The sequence below is a fragment of the Flavobacteriaceae bacterium genome (assembly GCA_014075215.1).
GTDB lineage: Bacteria > Bacteroidota > Bacteroidia > Flavobacteriales > Flavobacteriaceae > Polaribacter.
In genome coordinates, this window is record CP046177.1 from 3,687,417 (window position 1) to 3,713,304 (window position 25,888).

Sequence of the window (25,888 nt, forward strand, 5' to 3'; positions counted from 1 at the left end):
ACAAACTTTTTGCTTGATCCTTTTTTATTTCAGACCATTTATCAAATTCCTTTTTATACTCTTCAAATATTTCTGTTGCCAATAAAGCTGTACTTGGCTTTCCTTCTAAGAGAGTTTGATAATCTTTAAACTTCAATTCCAATTGATTGCAATACCGTTTGAGTAAATGTTCGTCTTCAAACAGACCATCTTTTGATTTATCGTAATTAAACCAAGCAGTAACTCGATTTTTGAAATGATCGGCTGGGGCAGGGTTTTCATTTTTACGCCTAATAAACAGTGTAACCGTATTGGTGCCAGTTTTTCCGAATGTTCCGCTACCAAATTCAGCAATAGCAACAATGTCAAAATACTTTAGTAAGATTTCACGGGTTGCCACATAAATATTAGTGGATTTAGAGGTGCTTTTTGCGTTTCCTTTGGTTAGGATAGAAGAGGGCACAATGATAGCAGCTACTCCACCTGGTTTTAACAACTGTTTTGCTCTTTCAATAAAGAAGGTTTCAATACTGTTATTATTTGGGTAGCTTTTTTCTCCAATCGTTTCAATCAGCTCATATTTTTTTCTTTCGGTTTCAGAAAGTGTTTCCAAGAACCCTTTTACACTATACGGAGGATTAGCAACTAAAACAGAGAAACTATTGTCTTTGATATTTTTGTCATCCATAGCTTTACCAGAAGACAAAGCATCTGAATAAACAATATTGATGTCATCCTGACCGTACATGAAAGAAGAAACTTTGGCTACTTTCGATAATCTGTATTCTTTTTCAATACCATAAACATTTTCATAGAAGTCGGTGATTTTTGCTTCCTTCTCTTTTTCTACAATAGGTTTTATTTCTTTGGCATATTCGTTTAAGAAGTGTCCAGCACCACAAGCAAAATCAATCACTTTAGGGATCTCATCACCTTTTGTAATGATGTTTTCCAGAGGTAATGATTTCAAGATGAATTTCACAATAGGCATTGGTGTAAAAAACTGCCCTTCTGATTGTTTCACACCTTGATCTAAAAAGCCTTCGAACATATCACCTAAAAATTGATGCTCTTCTTTTGAGTCAGCTTCAGACTTTAATCTAATGTCTTGAAGCATTTGTACTATTTTTAAGAGTATAGCGGTATTTTGATAGAATAATTTTTCATTGTGGACATCAATAAATCCAAAATCGTTGTTGTTGAAGAATTTTAGTTCTTTAAAATACTTTTTAATAGTGTCTTTTGTAGCATCTGGATCATTCTTGAAAAAATCAAACGCTTTGTCTATTTGATCTGCACTAATGTAAACCACATCCTCTCCTAAGAATCGTTGCATCCCATCTTGATACAATTTTTGTAAACGGTCAATCAAACTAAATTGGTCATCATAAGCAATTCCTTTCCAATAAAATTTTAGTTCTTCTGGATTGTTAGTTTCGTCAACTATTTTACATAGAAATAAGTTGACGAGCTTATCAAAAGCATTTTCACGTCCCGAAACATTGTGCTGTCTCAAGATTGTAGCAAACTCATGGTATTTCCCTTGAATATCTTTACTACTAATGGTGTTTAAATCTTTTAGAGAGTATTTGGTTTTCCCAATTTTATAGGCTGGTATATCTTCTTCAAAAATTCCTTTTGTTGCGTAGTCCTGACTATAGGTTTCTTTCCATGCTTTGAAAATGTCTTCAATATCTAAACCTTTTGCTTTTTCGAATGAAAGAGGCTTTTTGTCTGCGAGTTCTGTCAGTAGTTTTTTATTGTCTTTCAGTGTAATAAGGCGATAATCTGCTATAACCTTGCTGTCCAAATAATCAGAAGCATACAAGCAAACAAACTAAGTACTTCCCGCTTGCTTTACATAAGAAAGTAACTGTCCTCCATTGATTAACGTTTTCTTCCAAGCATCATCAAACTCTTTTCCTTCTGTTTTGCATTCGATAATGAGCAGTGATTTACCTGAATTATCTTTTACCATAATGTCTGCACGTCCGCCACTAGTACCATGCCCAACTTTCCATTTGGGTTCAAGTTCAATATGCTCTGGTTTGTAACCTTGTTCAAAAAGTCAGTGAACACATTCAAAAACAACAAAGTTTTCTTTCTGCTTGAAGTTGCAAGTTTGCTTCTCGTTTATTGTGAAACCTTTGTCTTCTGGGTAGATAAGCTTTTCAGCTTTGAAATCAACTTTCAAATAAGCATTTGTTTCTTTGAATTTTTTAGAAAACGTGTCACCCTTACTTGAAAATCCAAGTTTTGTCAGTAGGTCTTTAAAATTATCTTTTGTAATCATTAGAGTTCAAGTTTTTTCAGATGACGCATTACTTCTCTTAATACGGTTTCAAAATCTGGTAAGTCCTGAATTTGGTCAGCCATAGATTTTTGCCACCTTCCTTTATATTGTGGTAACCGCTGTTCTAATTTTTGGTGAAAATCAGCTGGGTTTACATCTTTGTTTTCGCATTTCGTTTTGAATTCATTGATGTAGAAATCAACAGACATGTCATGAACTTCTAGTAAATACCAGATGTCATAAAAATCACGAGCCTGCATTCGTTGCATCACGGAACGCAATTTTTCTACCAGAACTTCCTCTAAAGAATAGCAGAGTAATTGATGTTCCTCTTGATCGCTATATCCAAGAAAAACGTTATTCATGATAGGCTCAAAGACTAAGTTCTCACTTCTTGAAATATCTACTTTTACCTTTTTATTTGCTCCTATTCCTCCAAGTGGACCAACATAGCTGATATAGAAGTTGATTCCTCCGTCTTCATGCTCATTGTTATCTATTATTTCTAATGGAATGTTAGCTTCTTCACTTATATATTCGAATACTTCTGCAAACCATTCAAATATTTGCTCGTTGGTAATATCATTATCAAGTAGTGTATAATCCAAATCTTCAGAAAATCTGTAATCTTCAAAATAGACTTTCTTTAAAACAGTTCCGCCTTTAAAAGCAATTACTTTAGAGAGGTCTTCATGCGAAGATATCCCTTGCAGAATCCATGAAAGGATGTAATCCTTTTCAATCTGCTGATCTCGAACACCGAATTCACGAGCTTTGTTTTGTATTTCTCCTGGTTTAATCATGTGTAAATAGCAGATTTAATAGTTTCAGTTTCTAAATTTTGTTGAATACTCCAACGGCTAATCATCTTTCCAGATTTTGGTAGTTCAGTATCTAAAAGTACATAAGAAGCCGTTTTTAGCTTATTTAGTTTAGGAATAATGTCTGTTTCTATTTCTAGGATTTCTATTAGAAATCCTAGTCGTTTAATAACTGCTTGTGATTTGAATTTTTCAGCATACTCCAAAAGTTTACTAAACTTGATCTTATTTTTTGATGTATAGATTGCTCTTGCCACTTCAACAATTCCACCTGCATAGTCAGGCTTAAATAAGCAATCAATAAATGTTTTTTCTAAATCAGAGCACAGTACTTTGTTGAAGCTATCAATCCATATTTTCTTAGCACCGAAAAAGTGTTTTTCATTGTGATAAATGAATTGAAAATCAATATCCTTTATTTTGATTTTTGAGGGGCGAATTTGTTTTGCAACAACTATTTGTTCCTTTAAAGAGGGTTGAGTAATTAAGTTATGAATTTGTAAAGCAGAGTAGTAGCCAATATAGTGGTTAGCTTCTTTAACTAGATGTCCAGCTATTATATGCCAATCGGGCATAAAGGATTCAGCATCTTTTTCGAAGGGAATTATATAGTACAACCCTTTTTTTAATCGCATCAATAATCCTCTTTTTACCATGTCGCTGAGCAGTTCTTTTAAAGCACTGTCACTTGATTGTGGTAGTGCGTTTATTGCATCAGTATAAACAAAACAGTCCTTATCCATCTGGTTGAAGTAAGTCAGAATTTGATTGGATTGAGTTGAAATATTTTTAGCTCTCATAGTTTGTAAGTCAGCTTTTAACTGACTACAATGATACAAATAATAAAATTTAAAACAATTATTTAAAGTAAAAAAGTCAGCTTTAAGCTGATTATTTCGATATGAAACATAATTTAGACTGCTAGTCTTTGAGTAGTGGGGAGGTGAAAGCTCTTTTGATTTTGTGAGGTACGAGCAAAATTAAATGTGCTTGAACGTGTGGTGGTTTTTCTTTTCCGCAATGGCATACAACGTCAGTTCGTCTCAAAAGCACATTAAATTATAGTTTAATTTTTCTGAAGCGCTAGAAATTTGCAAAAAGCACTTGCGTTATGATTTTTAATCAAATTCTCAAATCGTTTAGAAAATGACGTTATTGACTCAATACGATATCTCTTATTTGCTTAAATATGGCTTTATATAAACTAAAACAGCTTGTTTTCAGGAGTTTCATCAATGCTTTTACACCAATAATATTGATGATCCTTTTTAAATTGTAAGCTGTAGCTATCAATCCAAAGTCAGCCGAAGCTCTATTGATTCCTTTTTTAGTGATAATATGGTCAACTCCCCATTGCCGTTTTATGGTGCCATAGGGATGCGCTACAATTGCCTGTCTTTGTTTATAAGCATTACCACTATTTTTAATACGTTTGGCATTGTTTTCAATGTTTTGTGCGTATTGACTACGTTGCACAATTTTACCATTCACTTTAGCGGTGGTGCATTGTTCACGCATAGGGCAAGATTTACAGGCTTTGGTTTTGTATTGTTTAAATGTATAATTTCTGGTTTTATACCAACTGCCATTACTGGTTAAGGTTTGATTTTCAGGACAGGTGTAGCTATCGTTTTCTTTTTTGTAAGTAAAGTGTTCTACGTTGTAATTAGGGTTAGGTGGACTTGCTACATTTAGAGTGACAAAGAGTTAAGCTAATTTTATCTAAAATAACTTAACCATATGAAACGAAGAAAATACAGTAAAGAGTTTAAAGTTAAAGCAGTAGAATTAAGCAATGTACGAGGTAACACAAAGCAGATTGCCATGGAATTGGGAATCAGTGCAGATCTTATTTACAGATGGCGTAGAGAATTAGAACAGCGTCCTGATTTAGCTTTTAGCGGTAATGGCGTCAAACAACTCACAGAAGATCAGAAAGAGTTAGAGCGATTACGTAAACAGCTCAAGGATGTTACCATGGAGCGGGATATCTTAAAAAAGGCCGTGAGCATCTTCTCCAAGAGCGATCGGAAGTATTGAAATTTATCAAAGATTACAGTAGAGAATATCCGGTTGGGAAGATGTGTAAAATTTTTAAAATTAGTAGAAACAGTTATTACAGGAGTAAGAATTATGTTCCATCAGATAGAGATGGAAAAAATCGTATGCTACTCTCTGAGATTCACCGTATCTGTGAGCGAAGTAAATCCACTTATGGAAGTCCTAGAATTACAGAGGAACTCAAAGCTAAAGGGTTTAAAGTATCTAGGCCTAGGGTAGCACGATTGATGAAAAAACACGGGATTAAAGCAGTTCGTAAAAAGAAATTTGTTGTCACGACAGATTCTAAGCATCAATATCCAGTAGCTGATAATGTATTGGATAGAGATTTTAAAGCTACCGCTGCTGCACAGAAATGGGTTTCTGATATTACCTATTTAAAGACTGCACAAGGATGGCTGTACTTAACGGTAATTATTGACCTGTTTGATCGTAAAGTCATTGGTTGGTCTTTGAGCAATGGACTCAAAGCAAGACAAACTATCATTGCTGCATGGAGAATGGCTGTAAACAACAGAATGCCTTGTGAAGGTATGATTTTTCATTCTGATCGAGGTGTACAATACGCATCTCATGCGTTTGTTAATATCCTTAAAAGTTATCATGTAACACCCAGTATGAGTAGAAAAGGAAACTGTTGGGATAATGCAGTAGCTGAATCTTTTTTTAAAACAATCAAAACAGAACTAATGATAGACAATAAGTTTATATCCAACAAAAGTCTTCAAATTAAAGTCTTTGAATACATAGAAACTTGGTACAACAGATACAGAAGACATTCTGCTCTTGGTTACAAAAATATCATCGAATTTGAAAAATTATATCAAATCAAAAATGTAGCTTAACTTTTTGTACCATTTTTTGTTGCATATCCAAGGTGCTTGACTGCTTCTACCAATACCAGGAATAGCTACAAGAGTGTTAATACCTAAATGATCGGCGACATTAAATTCGCTAGCTGTATGATAGCCTTTGTCATATAGTGCAGTGAAGTTGGTGTGCCTAAGACTGGTCTTTGCACGTCTAAGCATAGTACCCATCGTTTTTTTATCATTGCTATTGGTAATTTTATAATCAATCAGTAATTTGTGTTTGTGATCTACTGTGGTTTGTGCGGTATAGCAAACTTCAGTGATGAGCCTGCGAACAATTTGGTGTCTGCTATCAGGATCAGTGGTTGATATTTGAGGGTTTTCACAAGAGTTGTCATTATCGAGTTGTTGCTTAATATGGTGGTACTTTGCTTTATGTGCCCTGTGGTTTTGGAGTTGCTTTTCGATGAGTTGTTTTTGATTGCTATGATCATCGTATGGTGCATCCCCGTCAGCGTTGGCTAAGGTTTGGTTATGCTGATCTAACTTTTTATCAATATAAGCTAAATGACGTTCTATTTTCTTTTTATTGTAATTGTTTTTTTTAGAATTTTGAGCCCTTAGTTTGGTAGAATCCCCTGCAATAAGCAAGCCTCCAATTAGGTTAAAGTTTTTGGCTATTGCTACACTTTGTCTAAATACTGGCTTGATTGCTTTGGGATTGTTTTTTCTAAATCGGTTAATGGTGTTGTGGTCAGCTTTGAGATTGCCTAAGAGCCACATGAGTTCTACATTGCGATGACATTCTTTTTCTAAAGCACGTGAAGAACCTATACGGTTCATGTAGCCGTAGATGTATAGTTTGAGTAAATCACAGGGATTATAGGGTGGTTTACCAGTATGTGAGAGCATTTGAAAGCCTAATGCCTTTAGTTCTATAGAATCTACAAATACATCAATAAAGCGAACAGTATTTTCTGAGTCAATTAAATCATCTAAAGCAGTAGGAAAAAAACTGAGCTGATTGCGAGGGATTTTCTTAATATATTCCATAGCTTTAAAATACAACTTTTTAAGAAATCTAAAAAGAAAATTAAACAGAGTTTTGAGACAGTCTGACGGGCTAGTATAAGAATAGTAGCCGACTGCATGGCACTTTCCTTTCGAGTTACAAGAAAGTTGAAGCGAGCTAAAGCCCTATAAAATACTACTGTTGCGGCTATTATTTTTATACTTTGTTGTGTTTTCGTGCTTTATTTTTCATTCTGTTTGTAGGGTTGACAAAGGCATACTCTTTGACAAGTTTTGGCTCTTGCGGCTGTCTCTTGAGCGACTTGGCAATGTGTATGGCTTTATGCGTTGGCAGTTTCATAATGTAAATTCTTAGTTAAGGCAAACATTATTTATTTTCTTTTTTATTAAACTTTAATTTAGGTAGCACAATCTTATATTCTTTATCATCTTTCTTATCAAACCAGTAAACTAAATACTCAACATTTCCACCTGTTAGCTGATAACCATCCTTGATAAAAGTGTTATATTTTTTATCAATGAAATGTCTTGAAAACAATAGCACATTTCCTCCATCTTTTTTGGCTAATCCTATTCCTACGTTATCCGTAAACTGTACAGTGTCATTCTCAAGGTCGTCTCCTGATTTGAGAGTATTAATTCTATTTAATGTTTTAAAATATTTTTGAGAACCCAAGTTAATGTCTTTGTGTCCTAATACTAATTCAAAATGTTTTGGCTGTTCTGTTATTCCTGTATATCTGATCATGTCTAGTTTGCTAGAGTCAAAGTCATCAAAAAATGATGAGTTACAATGTATCTGCAAACTTTTCTTTGCTCTAGAACAACCAACATACAAAACTCGTTTAGACTCCGTGTTATTAAAATTATAATCTTCTAGGAGCAAATATACATGGTCAAATTCTTTCCCTTTTGCTTTATGCATGGTTGCTATAATAATTGCATTGGCATCAGCATTTATCGCATCTTCCATTTTTATTTCTCGGATATAATCGTACCAATCTATAAGCTGTTTTTGTTTGTCATAATTCACTTCAAATTTCATAATAATTTCTAAACAGATATCAATGTGAATACTAGAATGATGTTTTGACTTAAAATGGTCTTTTGCTTCATTCCATTCGTTATTAAAAATTATACCAGCATCATTTTTTTTCTGTTTAAGAAATTCTGTAAAGGTTCTTAGTTCAAATAAGTGATCCAAACTAAATCCTTCTAACCCAGTAATTAATCTTGTTTTTTGATCAAATTCATTTAGAAAAGTTCTTAACATTAAAGCTTGTTTATTCGTCCTAACTAAAATGGCTCTTGTTCCATTAAAATTGTCTTTAATTACCATTTCTGCTAGTGATTTCTCCAAAAAAGAAGTAGTATATCTAACTAATCTGATATTGGATAAAACTTGTTTATTAACTGGCTCTAACACTTGAGTCTTTAACCGATTTGGCACTTTATTAAGTAATTCATTATTGAAATGAATGATATTTGAACTGCTTCTGTAGTTTTTAATTAAAGAATACTGAGTAGCATTATACTTCTTTTTAAACTCTAGCATGTTCTTATTGGAAGCCCCCCTAAACCCATATATGTTTTGATCGTCATCACCAACAGCAATCACTCTAATGTTACCCGCTTTCGTTATTATTGTTTGAATTAGTTCCCATTCAATATCGTTTACATCTTGAAATTCATCCAAAAGCAATACGCTTTTATTAATAATAGATGAGATATCAATTTCTTCAGTATTAATTGCTTTAATACAATCTTGAATTACATTTTCAGATTTCTTTAAATCTCCCAACTGTCCCATTAATTGAAAACAAAAACCGTGAAAGGTTGTAATTTTAATAAGCCCGGAGTATTCGGGAACAAGTTTTCGGGCTCTGGCTCTAAATTCTAAAGAAGCTGCTTTTGAAAATGTGAGCATTAAAAATTGTTCAGGCTTAATATCTTCTAATAACAATAGGCTAGCGATTTTATGAACCAAAACCTTAGTTTTTCCGCTTCCAGGGCCCGCTAAGATTAATATATTGTTAGACTTCCCATCATTTACAATTCTTGATTGGTCTGTATCTAATTCACCTATTATTTCTTTAAGGCGAGTAGGAGTTAATGGTGTTCCTATTTCCTTTTTTCGTCTTGGAAAATACTTGAATAGAAACTCTTCATAAGGTTGACTAAAGTAGTCATTAACATATGCTAAGGCAGATTCGTAGTTTTGGAGCCTTCTTTTGGCATATTCACCAACAATATGGATTTGTTCTGTCTTATGGTGGTAATGCTGATCCATTTTCTTAAAGTTCTCATTTGTGAACCTTGGTATTGAATCGTTAATTTCTTCAATATTCAGTCTATTGTAAGACACCATAAAACCGCCTTCTAACTTTATTGATTTTATTTGATTTAGAAATAATAGTGTCTTCTCATATCGTTTAACATCCTCCTCTTTTATTTGTCCGAATAGTTGATTGGAATTTTTGAGTTCTAACATTGAAAAACTAACAGGCAAGTCTTTTTTATCTTGAGTTTTTAGTTTTTCTTTTTGTTCAATATGAAATTTTTCAAGAAGTTCATACACATCTAATGTCAATTCATGCCTCCATTTTATATCCTCAGTTAATGAATCATACTGTTTAACTTTTATTTGGTATAAATCATTTTCTCGGTCTACTCGCTTTTTTTGAATAAAATTTCTTATTTCCCAATAATTAAGAATATTCTTTACTGCATCAATTGATGTTTTTTCGACACCTTCATCTATTATGTTTTGATTCAATTGCCGCATTGATATTTTAATATTCTTAGGCAATATTTTATGCATTGTAATTTCAATTTTCCGATAACGCTCAAGTATTTTTTTTGAGCTGTTGCTAGACTGCGTCAAATTAATAAATGCAGTTAAGTCTTTTGCATCTCCAAGAATTTGTAGGTCTCTTAATAAATCAATGACATCTCTTATTTCTTTTAGTTTCAACCCTGTTCTATCTGCCAAATAGTCAATTCTGCATTCATCATCCTTAACTATACGTTGAAGAACCCTTGAACAATGTTCTATTTGAATTTCAGTAATACCTTTACTTTGGTGTATTCTTTTGAGAGCTTTGGAAATGTTTGGAACCATCAAACTATTCGCAAATATGCTTGGTGAATTTTGCTTTCGTTTTAAAAAACCTTGGTATTCCAGTGCTGCAACTGAAGCCTTAACTCTAGTTTCTAATTCTTGAATTTCAGTATCCCAACCTGCTTTTTGTGCTATCTCTAAAGCAGAGTTACTTATCTTCTTTGTTTTTTTATATTTCGATAAATACTTGAGTGCTTGCCAAATTTGCTGAACCTCTTTTTGATTAATTTTGGTTTGTTGCAACAAACTAAAATGTTTGTTTAAATCCTGTTCGTTAAATAAAATGTAACATTTTGCTTGTATTTTTTCATCTCTTCCTGCTCTTCCTGCTTCTTGTACATAGTTTTCTAAAGAATCGGATATGTTATAATGTATTACTGATTTCACATCATCCTTATCTACTCCCATTCCAAAAGCTGATGTTGCCACAATAATGTCTTTTTCATTATTCATAAAAGCATCCATGTAATCCTTTTTTACATCCTTATCTAATTTACCATGAAAATAGGTAGAGTTAAAACCAGCCTTTTCTATTAAACTATGTATTTCTTCAACTCTCTTCGTCCTTGACGCATAGATGATTGCTGGTTTTTCACAACGGTCTAATAGAGGGAGTAATGCCTTCATCTTTCGATCAGGATCTTCAACATCGATTACTTCATATTTTAAGTTAGTTCTACTCGCTCTTGTTACAAATTCATTTAATTCAATATCAAGTTTAGTCTTGAAGTACGTTTTGATATCCTCTATCACTTGGGGCTTTGCAGTTGCTGTAAAGCATGATACAGGTATTTTACCTGACATCCTATTTTCTTCAAAGTTTTGAATGAAATCTGCTATGTATAAATAATCGACTCTAAAATCTTGTCCCCAAGAAGAAAAGCAATGTGCTTCATCAATTACGAATCTAGCTATTGAACGTTGTTTTAGAATCCTTGAAATTGTCGGTGACCGCAGAGATTCGGGAGATAAATATAATAATTGGACACCTCCTTTTTCTACCCTTTCAATGGCATCTTGTCTTTCCAATGGAGATAACAAGCCATTAATAGCTACAGCCTTTGTAATATCAAAACGTTTTTCAAGGTTCTCAACCTGATCTTTCATTAACGATACTAAAGGAGATATAACTACTGTTAATTGACGAGATAAAGAGCCTTTCATTAAGGCGGGTAATTGAAAGGTGAGAGATTTTCCTCCTCCAGTAGGAAAAACAGCTACAAATGAAGCTGACCTTATTCCGGCTCTAACTGTTTTTTCTTGTAAACTTATTTCTTCATTTTGGTCAAATTTTCTAAAATCTTTATAACCAAAATAGGATTGTAACGCTTTTTTAGGGTTTAGATTCGAATTACAATAATTACAACTCGGGTTTCCACAAAACTTAAACCTGATATCATCTAATATTTGTTTTGTTTTAGGTAGAGCCTTATTTATCCAATATGCTAAAACAGATTTATCTTCTTTAGTGTTTATTAGTGAAAAAGCATAGGCAAGTTCAATAGGATTGTCTTTGGCAAATTGAGAAATATTGGCACTATCACAAATTTTATTTTTGAATAACTCACTTATTTCAATAGCAGTATCAATGTTGCTGATTTTAAAATTAATTAATTTTAAAAAGCCTGAATAAGCATTTGAGCTAATAAGTAAATTAGCATAAACTTGTTGAATAACAGTATCTAATTCATTGAATTTATTGAGTTCGTCTATTAATAATTGCTTTGTAAGCTTGCAGTCTGACAGAGGATTATTATAATCACTATCGTTAACAATTTTATAACCTTTTACTAATTTGTTATACGGGTTATCGCTGAAAAGCAATGGAGACCAAAGCAGTGTATCTACTATTTTTTTATTTCTAAAAATTTCATGCCCAAGTACTTTTTCTAAAAATGGAATATCATGAGCAACTATATTGTGACCACATATATATTCAGTTTGATTAATCCATTTTTCAATTTTAGTAAGCTCACTTTCGTGTAATTCTTGTCCATTAAAAAGTGCTCCAACATCCTTTATCTTGCCATTCTTGTTGGTCTCAATGTCTATATATAGAATTTTGTTTATCATAATTTAGAGCATTGGCAAAAAATAGCTCTTTTGGTTTTTTTAGCGTTTGTCCATGTGTTGGCAAAAAACCAAATGTGCTATTTGTGCGGTTGGCTCTTTTTTCGCATGTCTCGTCCTAAAATAGGGCTACAGTTAATTATTAAAATTTATGCTACATTTTTGTGCACGTAATTAGGTGTTTTATAATCTAAAGATAAATGTAATCTTTTATTATTATATAATTTGATTGCATTTTTTGTTGCTTTTTTGGCGTGATTGATATTTGTAAATGTTTGGTCGAGGAAGAATTCATCTTTTAAAATTCCGTTAACTCTTTCGGCCATTGCGTTTTCGTAGCAATGATTTTCTTGGGTCATACTGATTTGTATCTTTTTTCTTTTCAAAATTTGAGTATAAACATTGCTACAATATTGTATTCCTCTATCAGAATGATGTATGATTTCTTCGGTATTTTTAGTTTGATAAATAGCTTTATTTAAAGCTCTAACACAGCCTTTAAGTTCTAAACTATCACTAATATCATAGCCTACTATTTTTCTTGAATACATATCAGTAATAAGTGCTAAATAACAAAATCCATTTATAGTTCTTATATAGGTAATATCCGAAGCCCAAACTTGGTTAGGTCTATTAATGATCAGGTCTTTTATGATATTTTTATATTTATAAAAACGATGGTAAGAGTTGGTTGTTTTAGAAGAATATTTTTTCCTTCTAATTAACAAATTATTTTCTTTTAAGATTCTAAATAACTGGTCTCTACCTATATTTATATTCTGTTTCCTAAAATCATTATGTAAGGATTTCATTAGCTTTCTAGTACCTTCTCTGGGTAATGTTTTCCTGCTTTTTTTAACAAGCATTATTACATTTTGTTCTATTTGTTTTTTAAGAACAAACCTTTTTTGATATTTGTAATAAGCATCTCTTTTTAACTCGAAAGCATTACAAATAGTAGCGATGGCGTACCTTCTTTTTTTTCTATTAATCGGTGCTATTTTCATTAAGGCTTTATGTTTAAGTTTTTTTTTAATTCTTCAACATTTTTATAGCCAAGATTTTCAGCAGCTACTTCAAGATAACTATCATTCACAAGTTTATCTAGATCCTTTTTAATAAGAAGATCTTTGAGTTGTTTTAGCTCTTTTTGAAGGGCTTTAATACGGGATAATTCGTCGTCTGTTTGCACGGTTACACGGGTGTTCATTAAATCTTTACGGTCATATTTTTTAATCCATACGTTTATCGTACTAGATTGTATGCCGTAAGTTAAGGCAATTTGTCTTTTGGAATGGTTTCCTTTGGTAAGTTCTGCTAATACTTTGAGTTTAAAACTCTCACTATAACGTCTTACATATCCATCATTTTTATACATATACTTGTTGTTTTTTGTATACATATTTCAGGACGGGTCACAACGGTCTTGTATATGAAAAGTAGCGGATTTTAGGCACTAGTTTTTCGGTTAAACGCAGACATTAAATATATGAATTTCACTTCGATTAAGCACTAAAAAGCTATTTTTTATATACGTTGTTACCCACTGGCTTTATTCCGTTCAGCTTGTTTTTCAGCGTTGGCAAAGACATACTCTTTTGCAATTTTTGGCGTAGCGTTGGCTTGAGCGAATTACAAATGTGTATGACTTTTAGCGTTGGCTTTATTTTTAAATGTTACTTATAGTCTTTGATTTATAGTCAACATTTCCTCAACTTTGCAATTGTGGAAATAAAGTCTAAAATAGGAAATCGTATTAAAGAATTAAGAGATGTTAAACAGATGTCTCAAAAGGATTTAGCTTATGCATCAGATTTAGACAGAAGCTACATTGCAAGTGTCGAAAACGGTCAAAGAAATATTTCAATTGTTAACATTGAAAAAATTGCTAATGCGTTAGGAGAAAACTTGACTACATTTTTCAATTCAAAGATATTTATATGACATTACAAGATTGCGTAAATAGCATTAAAACGACAGTAGAGAATGCAATTACAACTAATGGAACTGCAGGAAAAACATCTGTAATTAGGTCGCAAGGTGTAATTAATATGTTACACGAAGTTGTTAAAACGTCACTTATACAAAAAGGCGTGAATGCCAATTTAATTCATCCACCATTAATTAGGTCAATCAAATGGTGAAAAGACGTTAGCAGGATTTTTAAAGTTTAAAAAGCAAGATATTTGTGTTTTCCCAAATAATAAACCTCAAATTGTTGAACTATTAGATTTTAATGGATTGTACGCTACTGGAGTTACAGAACCTTATGGCGAATTATTTACAGAGCATATTTTGTCAGTAAATGTTAGAAGTCAATTGAGTAGCATTGGTAATAATATTGATACTATGTATGAAAGAACTTATGCAGAACCTTTAAATTTGCACAGAATACTACCTAAAATGGTTTTGGGAGAAGTTTATTTACTTTCTGTTAGAGAATTGGATTCCGCACAAGTAGCTCTAAACAATGTTGCATATAAATCTCATACGGCTTCTGTCGGTAGATATATTGAAAGGTATATTAAAGGTTTTGCAGCTTTGAATATGAGAAGTAGTCAAAGAGATGATGATTTTAAATATGAGAGAATAGCGTTAATATTGGCTGATTTTTCTCAAACTCCTGTTAAGATTTATAATAATAATGCAGAATTAAATGCTGATGGCATTCTACCTGCTGGCTCGACTGCAGATATGACGAATTTGAGTTATGATGGTTTTGTTGATAGATTGACAGAAGTCTATGATAAAAGATTTGGAACAGGAATATTAAGCTGATATTTATCAATTAAAAATTCATCAATTTTCATTCTGTCATCAAGACAATTTAATATTTGTATTTCTTCTTTTGTAAAGTTTGGAATAGTAAATTTCTCAATGAAGTTCTTCTGATAACAAGGGAAACCACCTTGAATAGAAACACTTGTATTGCTCACATAATAATCCATAACAATAGAATTCAAAATTTTCTGAACGATTGAAATGTTTTCTTCCTTTGACATTTCGTGAGTTGAATCCTCAAATAATGAAGTTTTATTGGAATTGTCTCGGTCAAAATAAATTCCGTAACCATTTGTGTAATAAGCATCTTCTTCCAGAACGAATAAAAATCTTGGATGTTTGCTAAATGTTGGGTTTAATATTTTTTTTCCGAAACGTGTAATTCCTTGTGTTCTACCCCAAACGTAAAAAGGTGAGAATACTTTTTTACCTTTTTCACGACCTTCTAATTTCTCTTTCTCCGAAAGTAAAAATTCGTAGCATTTAGGGTATTTAGCAATAAACTCTTCTTCCAAAATTGGAACTGCATTTTTAGAGTTTGTCTGATATGGAGTAATAATTCTTAAAGTGTTGTTTTCAATATCTTTTTGACTTTTAAATTGAGATATTTTATAAACAGGTCTTGTTATTTCTTTTTCAATTAAGAATGTTCCGTTTTCTGTGGTTTTTGTTAAATACCCGTTTTTTTCGTTTACAGAATCTATAAAAAAGACTTCGTCTTTTAAGGTTGCAATTCCTACAGCAATATTAAATAATTGTTTTATTGGAGTTCCAATGCTCTCAATTATTTTAATGTTTTCCTGTTCTTTGGTTTTTAATAAACGCCATTTTCCAACCTCCAAGTTTTCTAAATAATTAGGTGAGCCATTTGCTGAAATTAAAAAAGCAGAACAAGATTGCTCGTCTTTAATTTTGTCAAATAAAATAGATTCGTTTACCTTTTTATTAGCAAATGTAATTGCTGTGTAAGTTTGAGCATCAAAAACTTTTTTGTCTCTAAAATCTACAATTCTTGTTATACATTTATTTTGTAAAAAATATTGACGAAGTGATAAACCTGCTAAAGAAGTAAAATAATTATTTGGCGTAATGTATCCTAATTTTCCGTTTGTGGTTAATAGTTTATGTCCTAATTCAAAGAATGCGAAATATAAATTGAAAGTTCCGTTTTCGATACTTTTACAATTGTTGATTAAATACAACCTATTATCGTCACTTAAATCTTGGAACTTAACATAAGGTGGATTTCCAACGATTATTTCAAATTCGTTTTCCCAATCTGTTTTTAAACTATCTTGATTATAAATATTGAAGTCAGATTCTACAATAACTTCATTGTTTAGAAGTCCGAAAAGTGATAAAATTACTTTTGAACGTTTCACGTTGTAATTTAATATGTCAGAACCATAGATATTTTCTTTGATTGTTTCCTTTATGCTTTTATTGAAAGTCTTTTGGTAATATTCTACCAAGCCTATTAAAAATGCTCCGCAACCACAACTAGGGTCTAAACATTTGTCTTTGTTTTTTGGAGAAACTTCTTTGATTATAAAATCTACAACATAAGTAGGAGTAAAGAATGCTCCATTTACTTTTCGGTCATTTGTCGGAATTAAAAGCTCAAGATAATTTTCTAAAAGTTTTAATTCTCTAATGTCAAGAGTTGAAACAAGTAAAAAAATTTCTGGTTCTGTTTTAAAGTCAGCTAACAGTTCTGAAATTATAGGGCTTTTGTTTGTTTCTAAATTATTGTTTTGAAGAAAAGAATAAATGAGATGTTTCTCAATGAGGTTTATCTCGTGAGAATTAAGTAGTTCATTTATTATGCTTTTATTCATTTTTATTCCTGTTGACTATAAGTAACAAAATTAGACTTTTTATTTGAACTATCCAAATCGTAGCGTTGGAAAATTTTAGCTCTTTTGGTTTTTATAGCGTTTGATTTATGTATCAGAAAAAACCGAAAGTGCTAAAATGGGCGGCTGGTTTTCAGCTTGTGGGTAACTTGTTTATATACAGAACTTTCTTCCTCTTATTCTGCCATTATGGTGGTATATGCAGAAGTTTTGATTGTCTTTATGTTTTTTAGCTTTCATCATAAAACTAAGAAAATTCTAAAAATTCCCTTACAATTTAATGATATTTTACAGACCATTAAAAGGATTCTTCATTTTTTGAATACCGAGACTTTTGCAGCATTGATTTGGCAAAAAAGTTCGACACCCGAAGAACATTTTCAACCGGAATAACCTATTGGTTTTGAGGATTTAAAATTTTCGAGAAGGAAGAAATTTGAAGCCAAATCAATTTCAATACGGAATATATCGCTATTTTGGCAAAGGTCTCTATATATTTGTTTGATTTTTTAAAATAGCCTTATTTATGCCGCGGTGGATTTTATTTTTAATTATTTTACTGGCCATTATATGTACATTGGAGTTTTATGCTTTTCAGGCGGTTAAAACCATCACTAAAAACCGAATTGTTAAATGGGCTTGGATACTGGCAGGGATTGGAATTTACAGCAACTTTTTTTATATCGTTTTTACCACTCCAAGATCTGCCGGGCAAACCAGAGAATTTCAGATGGCAATGGGGTTGATGTTGACGATTTTGATCCCCAAAATAATTTTATTGTTAGTATTATTTGGTGAAGACGTGTATCGTTGGGTTGTAAAAATAAGTTCTTTTATCAGCGGCCCCGTACAACCTTTGGCAGGAAGGAGAAAATTTATTTCACAAATTGCCATGGGCCTGGCAGCCATTCCTTTTACTTCTTTTATCTATGGAATGGTTCGGGGAAGATATAATTACAAAGTAATGACATATCAATTATTTTTTAAAGACTTGCCGGATGCTTTTGATGGTTTTACCATTACTCAGATTTCGGATATTCATTCCGGGAGTTTTACCAATAAAGAGAAGGTGCAATATGGCGTTGATATGATTCACAGCCAACCATCGGACATGATTTTATTTACAGGTGATATTGTCAATACCAAAGCAGAAGAAATGGAAGGTTGGATCGATATGTTTGCAGCTTTAAAAGCTCCGTATGGCAAGTATTCTATTTTGGGGAATCACGATTACGGAGAGTATATCAGTTGGAAAACAGAAGAAGAGAAGCAAGCTAATTTTAATGCCATAAAAGAACTGCATCCCAGAATGGGTTTTGATTTGTTGCTAAACGAAAGCAGGTATATTGAAAAAGATGGCGAGAAAATGGCACTTATAGGCGTAGAAAACTGGGGAAGAGGGTTTAAGAAATTAGGAGATTTACAACAGGCAACTACAAAAGTTGAGCAATCGGATTTTAAAATATTAATGACCCACGATCCTTCTCACTGGGATGCACAGGTAAAAGACAATGATTTTAATTATCATCTTACATTGAGTGGCCATACACATGGGTTGCAAATGGGAATTGAAATTCCGGGAGTCATCAGGTGGAGCCCTTCTCAATACCGCTATAAGCAATGGGCAGATATGTATGAAGCATTTGGAAGGTATATAAATGTAAACAGAGGGTTTGGTTATCATGCCTTTCCCGGAAGAGTAGGTATCTGGCCCGAAATAACCGTGATAAAACTGAAAAAGAGTTGAAAATCAAGGCATTTTATTAAAAGAGATCTTTGCAGCATTGATTTGGCAAAAAAGTTCGACATCCGAATAACATTTTCAACCGGAATAACCTGTTGGTTTTGAAGATTTAAAATTTTCGAGAAGGAAGAAATTTGAAGTCAAATCAATTCAAATACGGAATATATCCCAATTTTGCAAAGATCTCTAAAAATGTTATATTTGTATATGTTATACACAACCATTGCCTTCAAAATATTGGCAAAAACGATAACAAATGACAAAATTTGGTGAATTAATTGGCGGTGATGAAAAGCCGGTTTTGATAGATTTTTATTTTGATTGGGAAGGTGAGGATACCAATTTAGATACTTTAAAAGATGTTGCTGCTGCTCTGGGGGATAAAGCGAAAGTAATTAAGATTGATATCAAAAAAAATGAATTACTGGCAGATGCTTTACGCGTTAAAGGAAACCCTACTTTTATGATATATAAGAAGGGAAAAATGAAATGGCGGCAGACAGGAGAACAGGATGCAAACACATTAATTAGTTTAGTACAACAATATCTTTAAAAAATTGCTTTAAAGGTTTTACCACTTTAAACCCGGAACTTTCAGGCTTTAAACGGTATTATAGGCTTTTTACCAGTCGTATAAATTCTGCTCTGTATCCCTGCTTATCAGTTCCCCTGCCCTCTTCGGCTAATTTAATCACATCTGTTAGTTTTGCATTATTGTGAAATTCGGATTTCCTTAATTTCATGCCAAACAAAGCTACGGCAGAGGCAAATTTCATGTCTTCCGATAGTTGATTTAATTCATCTTTCTGGATATGAATCATTTCTATACTCTGTAAACCTGACGGTTTTTTGTATCTGAATTTTACTGTAAATAGCTCATTGGGGTTAGATTGATGGTCCGAAAATTTTGTGTGCTTCAATGCCGGAACATCCTTTAAATAGCTGCTTTTTACTCCTATGGGAATGATTTCATATAGAGCGGTAACCGTATGACCGGAGCCTAATTCTCCTGCATCTTTGGTATCGTCCATAAAATCTTCATCGTTTAGCATTCTGTTTTCATAACCAATGAGCCTATATGCCTGCACTTTTTTCGGGTTAAATTCTACCTGAATTTTGACATCTTTGGCAATGGTATATAAGGTGCCTCCAAATTCTTTCCCAAAGACTTTTTGAGCTTCTTGCATTGAATCTATATAGGCGTGATTTCCGTTGCCTTTGTCTGCTAAGATTTCTAATTTGGAATCTTTATAATTCCCATATCCAAAGCCTAAGACGGATAAAAACACACCTGATTTTCTTTTATCTGAAATTAGTTTTTCCATAGCTTTATTGCTGGATTTGCCAACATTAAAATCTCCGTCTGTTGCCAGGATAACTCTGTTATTACCTCTTTTTTTGAAGTTTTTTTCTGCTAATGTATATGCCAATTTCAGGCCTGCTTCTCCGGCAGTAGACCCTCCGGATTCCAAATTATCTAAGGCAACAATTATCTTTTCTTTATCACTCCCTGAAGTGGGTTCTAATACAACCCCTGCAGCACCGGCATAGACAACAATAGCTACTTTGTCTTGTTTTCTTAATTGGTTCACTAAAAGTTTAAAAGCAGATTTCAGTAAAGGTAATTTGTTTTGAGAGTTCATAGAACCGGAAACATCAATCAAAAAAGTAAGATTAGAAGGGGGTAGTTTTTCTTGCAAATACTCTTTCCCTTGTAAACCTATTCTCACCAATTTTGTTTGAGGATTCCAAGGAGTTTTTACAACTTCGGTATGTATTGAAAAAGGATGATTGTCTCTAGGTTGAGGATAGTCGTAGTCAAAATAGTTGATCATTTCTTCAATTTTAATGGCATCAAACGGTATTTTTTGACCGTTATTTATCATTCTTCTGATATTACTGTAAGAAGCTTTGTCTACATCTATGGAAAAAGTGGACAACGGAGCTAATTGTACTCGTTCAAATTTATTTTCATTGATTTGTGCATATGACTCATCATTTTGTAACCTGTAATTTCCTTTTTTAGTAATAATCACAATGCATCCGTTTTTTGCTGATGTTCCGAACATTTTTTTGGCTCTTCCGGGTTTATAAACATTGACATGTTTTAGAGCGTCTTTTCCCAGGTTTTTAACGATACTGTTATATTGAGATTGAATGGGGATTCCATCTACAATATAAAGCGGTTCTTTATTGGATGTAGTTCTTCCGGTACTGCTGTTTTTATTGTCAGGAGTGATCTGTATTCCGCCGGTTTGCCCTCTTAGTTGATTGCTTATTTTATTGCGGTATGCTTTTCTCTCTTGCTTTTCCACACGTTTTGCAGATACTGAAACAGCATCATATTCCGGGCTAACTCCATAACCTATAACCACAAATTCATCAATTACTTTACCCCCTTCAACCATTTTTATATCAATACTATTAGCAGTTCCGACAGTTCTTTCTACTGTTTGGTAGCCTAAATAGGAGAAGATCAAAACATCGCCGATATTTGCTTTGATAGTGTATTTTCCGTCAAAATCTGTCTCGGTTCCGTTAGTAGTACCTTTAATTATAATAGTAACTCGGGGCAAAGCTCCGCTTGCATCCGAAACCGTTCCCGTAATTTTTTTCTGTTGTCCGTGAGTTGCTACTATCATTAATAGCGTCAGTGTGCTTAAGATTTTTTTTAACATGGTTGCAGGTTTTAAATTCCGGGTAAACCTACAACCGGCTTATTGTATAAAAAACAACAAATGAGTGAACGCTATCATTATGGCAGTTAACCCTACTTTTTGATTAGGGAACTATTGAGTCTAAAATTTTTATTCGTTGAATTTTTCCTGTTTCGGTTTCTTTAAATTGAGGAATGAAGTATATCTTTTTGGGGATTTCATATTTGTTGAGATTCGAATAGGTTTCTTTTGGAATGTGAAATTCGGTTCCTTCAATAAGTAATATTAATTTTTCTCCGAGAAGCTTATCATGCATACCTGCTACAAAGAAACGCCTTTTGATTTGTGGAGCCAGTTTTCTTTCTATCTCTTCCGGGTGTAATTTGATTCCTCCCGAATTGATCACATAATCACACCTGCCTTTCCAGTTGAATTGAGTAGGAGTTATTATCTCTACGATATCATTTGTAATTAATGGTGTATCGGAGATTTTTGGGGCATCAATTACCAAACAGCTCCTGTTGTCTTTTGAAATAGTAATATCGGGCAATACCTCATAATGTTTGGATGAAGGTTCGGAATTTTTAAAATGATTCAGTTTTTTTACGGCGATATGTGTACTTGTTTCTGTCATTCCGTAGGTGGCAAAAACTTGTGTAGATATCTTTTGTATTGCCCTTTCCAAATCGATATCAACTGCTCCACCGCCAACAATTAATTTTTTAACTCTATGGATATCCTGCAGCGAGTTTCTTAACTGCATTGGAATCATTGCTGAAAAATCATAGGTTTTTGAGGTGTTTTTCAGCGGATTGGCATCTGTTTTCACAATATCCAGGTGCCAACCCAATACCATAGCTCTTACCAGCATCATTTTGCCGGCAATATAATCTGCTGATAAGCACAAGAGGGCAGTTGTATTTTCAGGGAGATTAAAAAATCTTCCCGTAGTTTTTGCCGAATGTATCATGTGCCGTTTTTTTAATTCGATCTCTTTGGGCGTTCCGATAGAACCGGAAGTTGTTAAGGAAAGTGTGGGTTTTTCTGAAAACCAATCTCGCAAAAACAAAAAAACAGCATGAGGTGTGGTAGCGGCATATCTTACTAATTCTTCCTTTGATTCAAAAGAGTTCCCGTTTAGTTTAAAGTTACTGTGAAATGAACTATTCTTCAATAATGATTGGGTTTTCTATTTTGCCAAATAGTTTTTCTTTCCAGTTTGTCCAGCCGTATTTTTTAGAAAATACAATAATAATAATTGGGTATACTACCAATACCGGGAAAAATAATTCCCACCCGGCAGAGGGCTCTGAAATGTCTATATACAACGCATCTGTTTGGAAAACAGTCCAGTCTGTAGTAACAAACAATGCAGCAACAATATTATTGACCGCATGCATTCCCATAGCCAGCTCGGTGCCTTCGTCCATTAAGGTTATGATTCCGAATAAGAAACCTGTCCCGATGTAAAAGACCAGTGCTATATAGCCTATTTTTTCAATTTCAGGGTTTGCTGCGTGTAAAAGTCCAAACAGAATAGCAGTGAGAAATAATGGAACCCAATTGTTTTTAATGAGCATTCCGATTCCCTGCATCAAATAGCCTCTGAAAATAATTTCCTCGAAACTTGTTTGTAGTGGGATAAAGAGGATGGATACGACTACCAATATAAGGAAAGGTATCGGTTTAAAATTCCAAATGAAATAATCGGGGAATGCTATAATTCCAAGAGTAATCATTACACAGGAAACAACTGCCCACAAACCGGCTCCGTAAAAAATCCGATGCCAATCTATTTTTTTTCTTGAGGTAATGACTTCTGTTATCTTTTTTTTATGTAGTTTTTTTATGCATAAAATCAACACCGGCAATCCAAAAATAAAGGGCAATAACATCATAAACAGGTAGAAATTAGAGTTCAAACCAATATCCGTAAAATAGTGTTGAGTACTCTCCTGAAACCTGTCCATATCTCCCCCGACTTTAAAAAGTGCAACTATTCCGAGGGGTAGTGAGCCCATTTGTGTGGCTATAAAAACAGCCAATAATGTCACAATATACATCCACCAGTCATTTTGTCCTTTGTATGCTTGTTGTATGAAATTCATATCGGTTAAGTATAAACGCAGTAGCGGGTTTAGTTACTGAATTTTCATATTTTTAACTGGTGTTAAATTTACAGAATTAAATTCGATTAAAGACTTAACCCGCTATTGTGTTTATAGAATACTGTGTTTTCGTACTTTTTCGACTGTTTGTCAGTCAGCGTTGGTAAAGATATAACCTGAGTTCGACCAAAGAAAAGTGATTTTTTACCAAAGAAAAAGCAGATTATTTAGTATATTAAAGTATTGAAATTCAATATTCTAAAATAATTTCTGCTTATGGTTTCTATAGATAAAGTTACTGATATTTTTTGTTCCATTGATGATTTTTGTCAAGTTTTTGAACCAGCTTTACAAAAAAGGCTCATTTCTGAAGGAAAAAAGAAAAGAAAACGAGTTTTTACAATGTCGACCAGTGAAATTTTAACCATAACTGTACTGTTCCATACTAGCGGTATTAGAACTTTCAAACATTTCTACCTTTTTTATCTTCAAAAGCATCTAACAAAAGAGTTTCCTAATACTGTTTCCTATAATCGCTTTGTAGAATTGATGCAATCTAACATGCTTCCTTTAATAATCTATATGAAAACTTGTTGTTTGGGACAATGTACAGGTATTTCATTTATAGATTCTACGCCTTTGAGAGTTTGCAACAAAAAGAGGATTAGAAACAATAAAGTATTCAAAGGTCTTGCAACTACAGGGAAGTCTACTATGGGGTGGTTTCACGGTTTCAAACTTCATATTTTAATCAATGATAAAGGCGAACTTCTCAACTTTATTATTACTCAAGCCAATGTCGATGACAGAACTCCTATTAAGGAACATAATTTTCTCAAAGAAATAGTTGGAAGTTTATATGACGATAAAGGCTATATCTCTAAGGAAATTACTCAAATGCTTTTTGATGACGGATTACATTTAGTAACTAGCATTAAGAACAATATGAAAAATATGCTAATCACAATGCGTGATAAAATACTTTTGAGAAAACGTTCTGTTATAGAAACCATTAATGATCAACTTAAAAATATAAGTCAAGCAGAACATTCCAGGCATAGAAGTTTTGGAAATTTCATAACAAACCTAGTCGCAAGTCTTATTGCTTATTCTTTTCAAGAAAAGAAACCAGCTATCAAATTTGACAATCAAAATTCTACACAATTAGAACTCTTTTGCTAAATTCTTACGTCGAACTCAGGTATATAGTCTTTTGCAATTTTTGGCTTATGTGTTGACTTTAGCGAATTGCAAATTCTTTAGCAAAGTCGAAATAGGTGGAAAAACGACAAGCCCAACGTTTCTCAAGCCCTGCTTCTTTGTGATGTTGTGGATTGTTTTCACAATTCAAAATCATCTGAAATATAATTATCTGATTTAATTAAGGTAAACTCATAATAGTTACATAATTCTTCTAATGTATTGGATAATATTGACTTTTCTCCCTCTTCAGAAAAATTACCCAATAAAAGATAGTTTATTAATGATGTTCTAACCTTATTTTTGCTTTTCGAGTTTTTATCGCAAAACTTTTGATTCTTCCGGTTTGATTGTCATAAATACTGTAATACATAGCTATCTTCCTTTATAAATTTTACCGTTTGCAGTTAGTGTATAATTCCCTCTATCAACTCTTTCAAAAAGTTTCATCCCATTTGATGAATTACTGTTTAACTCGTGATGATTTAACTCACCTCTGATTGAGTTTCGGAATGTTTCTATTTTATATTTATCTTCCATTTCTTCTGATTTTACTCTTTCCAATAATGCTTCATAAATTTCAGGTATCGTTACTGTTTGAATGTCTTTTTTGATTTGTTCGTTTATAAAATCAACAATCATCGATTTTATAGAAGGAATAGTTCCGGGAAGTTCTTTTTCTTTTTCCTCTATATCCTTAATCGTTTTTTTTAAACCTTTATCTTTCAAGGTTTGATTTTCATTTTTTGTAAAAGCTTTGAAAACATCTGAGTATCCGCTTAAATATTCTTCATTTGGTTCGAAAACACTATCTGTGAATTTTATAGAATTGTAAATAGCTTTTAATTGAGAATTATAAATCGGTTTCTTTTCGTTAAAAATTGTATTGACTTCAAAATTAGTGAGTAAACCACCACCTGTCATATTCGCACTACCGACAATAGACGTTGTTTCTTTACCATTATTAAAAAGATATATTTTTGGGTGAAAAACTATACTTGTTTTGTTTGATTTTCTATCTCCGTAACAGTAAAATTTTAAATTTGGATGTAGTTTTTTTAGATTGATAAAATATAATATAGATTTAGGATCTGTGGTTTTAAAATCAAGTCCAGTAATTATTTCAAACTTACCATCATTATTTAGAGAAGTTTTTAAAGATTTTTCAATGACTTTAATACCCGTATATTTTAAAAATGCAACTGCTATTTGTGTGTCAATAGAATTCTGTAATTCTTGATTAATTACTTTTCCTATTGGATAATTTAAATTTGATAATATTTGAATTGAACTCATAATTTTCTTTTGTGTTAAAGATTGAGGCGGAAATCCTTTTTGTAAAAATAAAAAGAT

The 25,888-nt window shown here is 32.7% G+C and carries 16 protein-coding genes and 3 pseudogenes; 6 read left to right on the top strand and 13 right to left on the bottom strand.

The window, feature by feature from the left end:
* Positions 1–22 precede the first annotated feature (22 nt).
* The 4 genes and pseudogenes from GKR88_18335 to GKR88_18350 all read right to left on the bottom strand — a co-directional run bounded on the left by GKR88_18335 (position 23) and on the right by GKR88_18350 (position 4,779).
* Positions 23–2,272, bottom strand: a pseudogene (locus GKR88_18335) (N-6 DNA methylase).
* Positions 2,272–3,075, bottom strand: coding sequence for a nucleotidyl transferase AbiEii/AbiGii toxin family protein (locus GKR88_18340; GenBank protein ID QMU66043.1), 804 nt, complete (start codon positions 3,073–3,075; stop codon positions 2,272–2,274). The pseudogene GKR88_18335 and the gene GKR88_18340 overlap by 1 nt, the downstream one beginning before the upstream one ends.
* Complete coding sequence (locus GKR88_18345; protein ID QMU66044.1) at positions 3,072–3,893, bottom strand: transcriptional regulator; 822 nt, start codon at positions 3,891–3,893, stop codon at positions 3,072–3,074. Before GKR88_18345 ends, GKR88_18340 begins: the two co-directional genes overlap by 4 nt.
* Before the next feature lie 451 nt (positions 3,894–4,344).
* Positions 4,345–4,779: pseudogene (locus GKR88_18350) on the bottom strand (IS1182 family transposase).
* Between the two features lie 54 nt (positions 4,780–4,833).
* On the opposite strand from GKR88_18350, the gene GKR88_18355 reads away from it, so the two are divergent.
* Positions 4,834–5,999 (top strand): IS3 family transposase gene (locus tag GKR88_18355; protein ID QMU66045.1). Its coding sequence is split into 2 segments (ribosomal slippage): positions 4,834–5,083 and positions 5,083–5,999, totalling 1,167 coding nucleotides; the frame shifts between segments, so codons are not numbered across the junction.
* Between the two features lie 30 nt (positions 6,000–6,029).
* On the opposite strand, the pseudogene GKR88_18360 reads toward GKR88_18355, so the two are convergent.
* The 4 genes and pseudogenes from GKR88_18360 to GKR88_18375 all read right to left on the bottom strand — a co-directional run bounded on the left by GKR88_18360 (position 6,030) and on the right by GKR88_18375 (position 13,567).
* A pseudogene (locus tag GKR88_18360) lies at positions 6,030–7,019 on the bottom strand (hypothetical protein).
* Between the two features lie 346 nt (positions 7,020–7,365).
* Complete coding sequence (locus tag GKR88_18365; GenBank protein QMU66776.1) at positions 7,366–12,189, bottom strand: RecQ family ATP-dependent DNA helicase; 4,824 nt, start codon at positions 12,187–12,189, stop codon at positions 7,366–7,368.
* A 149-nt stretch (positions 12,190–12,338) separates the two neighbouring features.
* A complete protein-coding gene (locus GKR88_18370; GenBank protein ID QMU66046.1) occupies positions 12,339–13,196 on the bottom strand; it encodes an IS3 family transposase in 858 nt (285 codons plus the stop codon).
* The gene (locus GKR88_18375; GenBank protein QMU66047.1) at positions 13,196–13,567 is read right to left on the bottom strand and encodes a transposase; all 372 of its coding nucleotides are present in this window, start codon (positions 13,565–13,567) and stop codon (positions 13,196–13,198) included. The genes GKR88_18370 and GKR88_18375 overlap by 1 nt, the downstream gene beginning before the upstream one ends.
* A gap of 347 nt (positions 13,568–13,914) precedes the next feature.
* On the opposite strand from GKR88_18375, the gene GKR88_18380 reads away from it, so the two are divergent.
* Positions 13,915–14,133 carry a helix-turn-helix domain-containing protein gene (locus GKR88_18380; GenBank protein QMU66048.1) on the top strand — a complete coding sequence of 73 codons (219 nt, stop codon included), beginning with the start codon at positions 13,915–13,917 and terminating at the stop codon, positions 14,131–14,133.
* A gap of 297 nt (positions 14,134–14,430) precedes the next feature.
* Positions 14,431–14,967 carry a hypothetical protein gene (locus tag GKR88_18385; GenBank protein ID QMU66049.1) on the top strand — a complete coding sequence of 179 codons (537 nt, stop codon included), beginning with the start codon at positions 14,431–14,433 and terminating at the stop codon, positions 14,965–14,967.
* Here GKR88_18385 and GKR88_18390 read toward each other — a convergent pair.
* Complete coding sequence (locus tag GKR88_18390) at positions 14,931–16,808, bottom strand: N-6 DNA methylase (GenBank protein QMU66050.1); 1,878 nt, start codon at positions 16,806–16,808, stop codon at positions 14,931–14,933. The two genes, GKR88_18385 and GKR88_18390, sit on opposite strands and share 37 nt — an antisense overlap.
* Positions 16,809–17,352: 544 nt before the next feature.
* On the opposite strand from GKR88_18390, the gene GKR88_18395 reads away from it, so the two are divergent.
* Positions 17,353–18,573, top strand: coding sequence for a metallophosphoesterase (locus GKR88_18395; protein ID QMU66051.1), 1,221 nt, complete (start codon positions 17,353–17,355; stop codon positions 18,571–18,573).
* Between the two features lie 253 nt (positions 18,574–18,826).
* Entirely contained in the window at positions 18,827–19,123 is a 297-nt protein-coding gene (locus GKR88_18400) for a thioredoxin (GenBank protein QMU66052.1), read from the top strand.
* Between the two features lie 58 nt (positions 19,124–19,181).
* Here the strand turns inward: GKR88_18400 and GKR88_18405 are convergent, their stop codons facing one another.
* From GKR88_18405 to GKR88_18415, 3 genes are all read right to left on the bottom strand, one after another.
* On the bottom strand, positions 19,182–21,248 hold the full coding sequence (locus GKR88_18405) for a DUF3520 domain-containing protein (protein ID QMU66053.1): 2,067 nt from the start codon (positions 21,246–21,248) through the stop codon (positions 19,182–19,184).
* A 103-nt stretch (positions 21,249–21,351) separates the two neighbouring features.
* Positions 21,352–22,401, bottom strand: a complete 1,050-nt coding sequence (locus tag GKR88_18410; protein ID QMU66054.1) for an AMP-binding protein — start codon at positions 22,399–22,401, stop codon at positions 21,352–21,354.
* Positions 22,391–23,335, bottom strand: a complete 945-nt coding sequence (locus tag GKR88_18415; protein ID QMU66055.1) for a CPBP family intramembrane metalloprotease — start codon at positions 23,333–23,335, stop codon at positions 22,391–22,393. Before GKR88_18415 ends, GKR88_18410 begins: the two co-directional genes overlap by 11 nt.
* Positions 23,336–23,620: 285 nt before the next feature.
* On the opposite strand from GKR88_18415, the gene GKR88_18420 reads away from it, so the two are divergent.
* The gene (locus GKR88_18420; protein ID QMU66777.1) at positions 23,621–24,517 is read left to right on the top strand and encodes an IS982 family transposase; all 897 of its coding nucleotides are present in this window, start codon (positions 23,621–23,623) and stop codon (positions 24,515–24,517) included.
* Between the two features lie 393 nt (positions 24,518–24,910).
* Here the strand turns inward: GKR88_18420 and GKR88_18425 are convergent, their stop codons facing one another.
* Positions 24,911–25,831: a restriction endonuclease gene (locus tag GKR88_18425; protein QMU66778.1), complete on the bottom strand. Its 921-nt coding sequence runs from the start codon at positions 25,829–25,831 to the stop codon at positions 24,911–24,913.
* Positions 25,832–25,888: the final 57 nt, after the last annotated feature.

Coding starts and splice junctions, on each gene's coding strand:
- GKR88_18370 (QMU66046.1), bottom strand. CDS start 13,196: ATGAAAATAGCACCGATTAATAGAAAAAAAAGAAGGTACGCCATCGCT.
- GKR88_18390 (QMU66050.1), bottom strand. CDS start 16,808: ATGAATAAAAGCATAATAAATGAACTACTTAATTCTCACGAGATAAAC.
- GKR88_18395 (QMU66051.1), top strand. CDS start 17,353: ATGCCGCGGTGGATTTTATTTTTAATTATTTTACTGGCCATTATATGT.
- GKR88_18400 (QMU66052.1), top strand. CDS start 18,827: ATGACAAAATTTGGTGAATTAATTGGCGGTGATGAAAAGCCGGTTTTG.
- GKR88_18375 (QMU66047.1), bottom strand. CDS start 13,567: ATGTATAAAAATGATGGATATGTAAGACGTTATAGTGAGAGTTTTAAA.
- GKR88_18415 (QMU66055.1), bottom strand. CDS start 23,335: ATGAATTTCATACAACAAGCATACAAAGGACAAAATGACTGGTGGATG.
- GKR88_18345 (QMU66044.1), bottom strand. CDS start 3,893: ATGAGAGCTAAAAATATTTCAACTCAATCCAATCAAATTCTGACTTAC.
- GKR88_18425 (QMU66778.1), bottom strand. CDS start 25,831: ATGAGTTCAATTCAAATATTATCAAATTTAAATTATCCAATAGGAAAA.
- GKR88_18340 (QMU66043.1), bottom strand. CDS start 3,075: ATGATTAAACCAGGAGAAATACAAAACAAAGCTCGTGAATTCGGTGTT.
- GKR88_18405 (QMU66053.1), bottom strand. CDS start 21,248: ATGTTAAAAAAAATCTTAAGCACACTGACGCTATTAATGATAGTAGCA.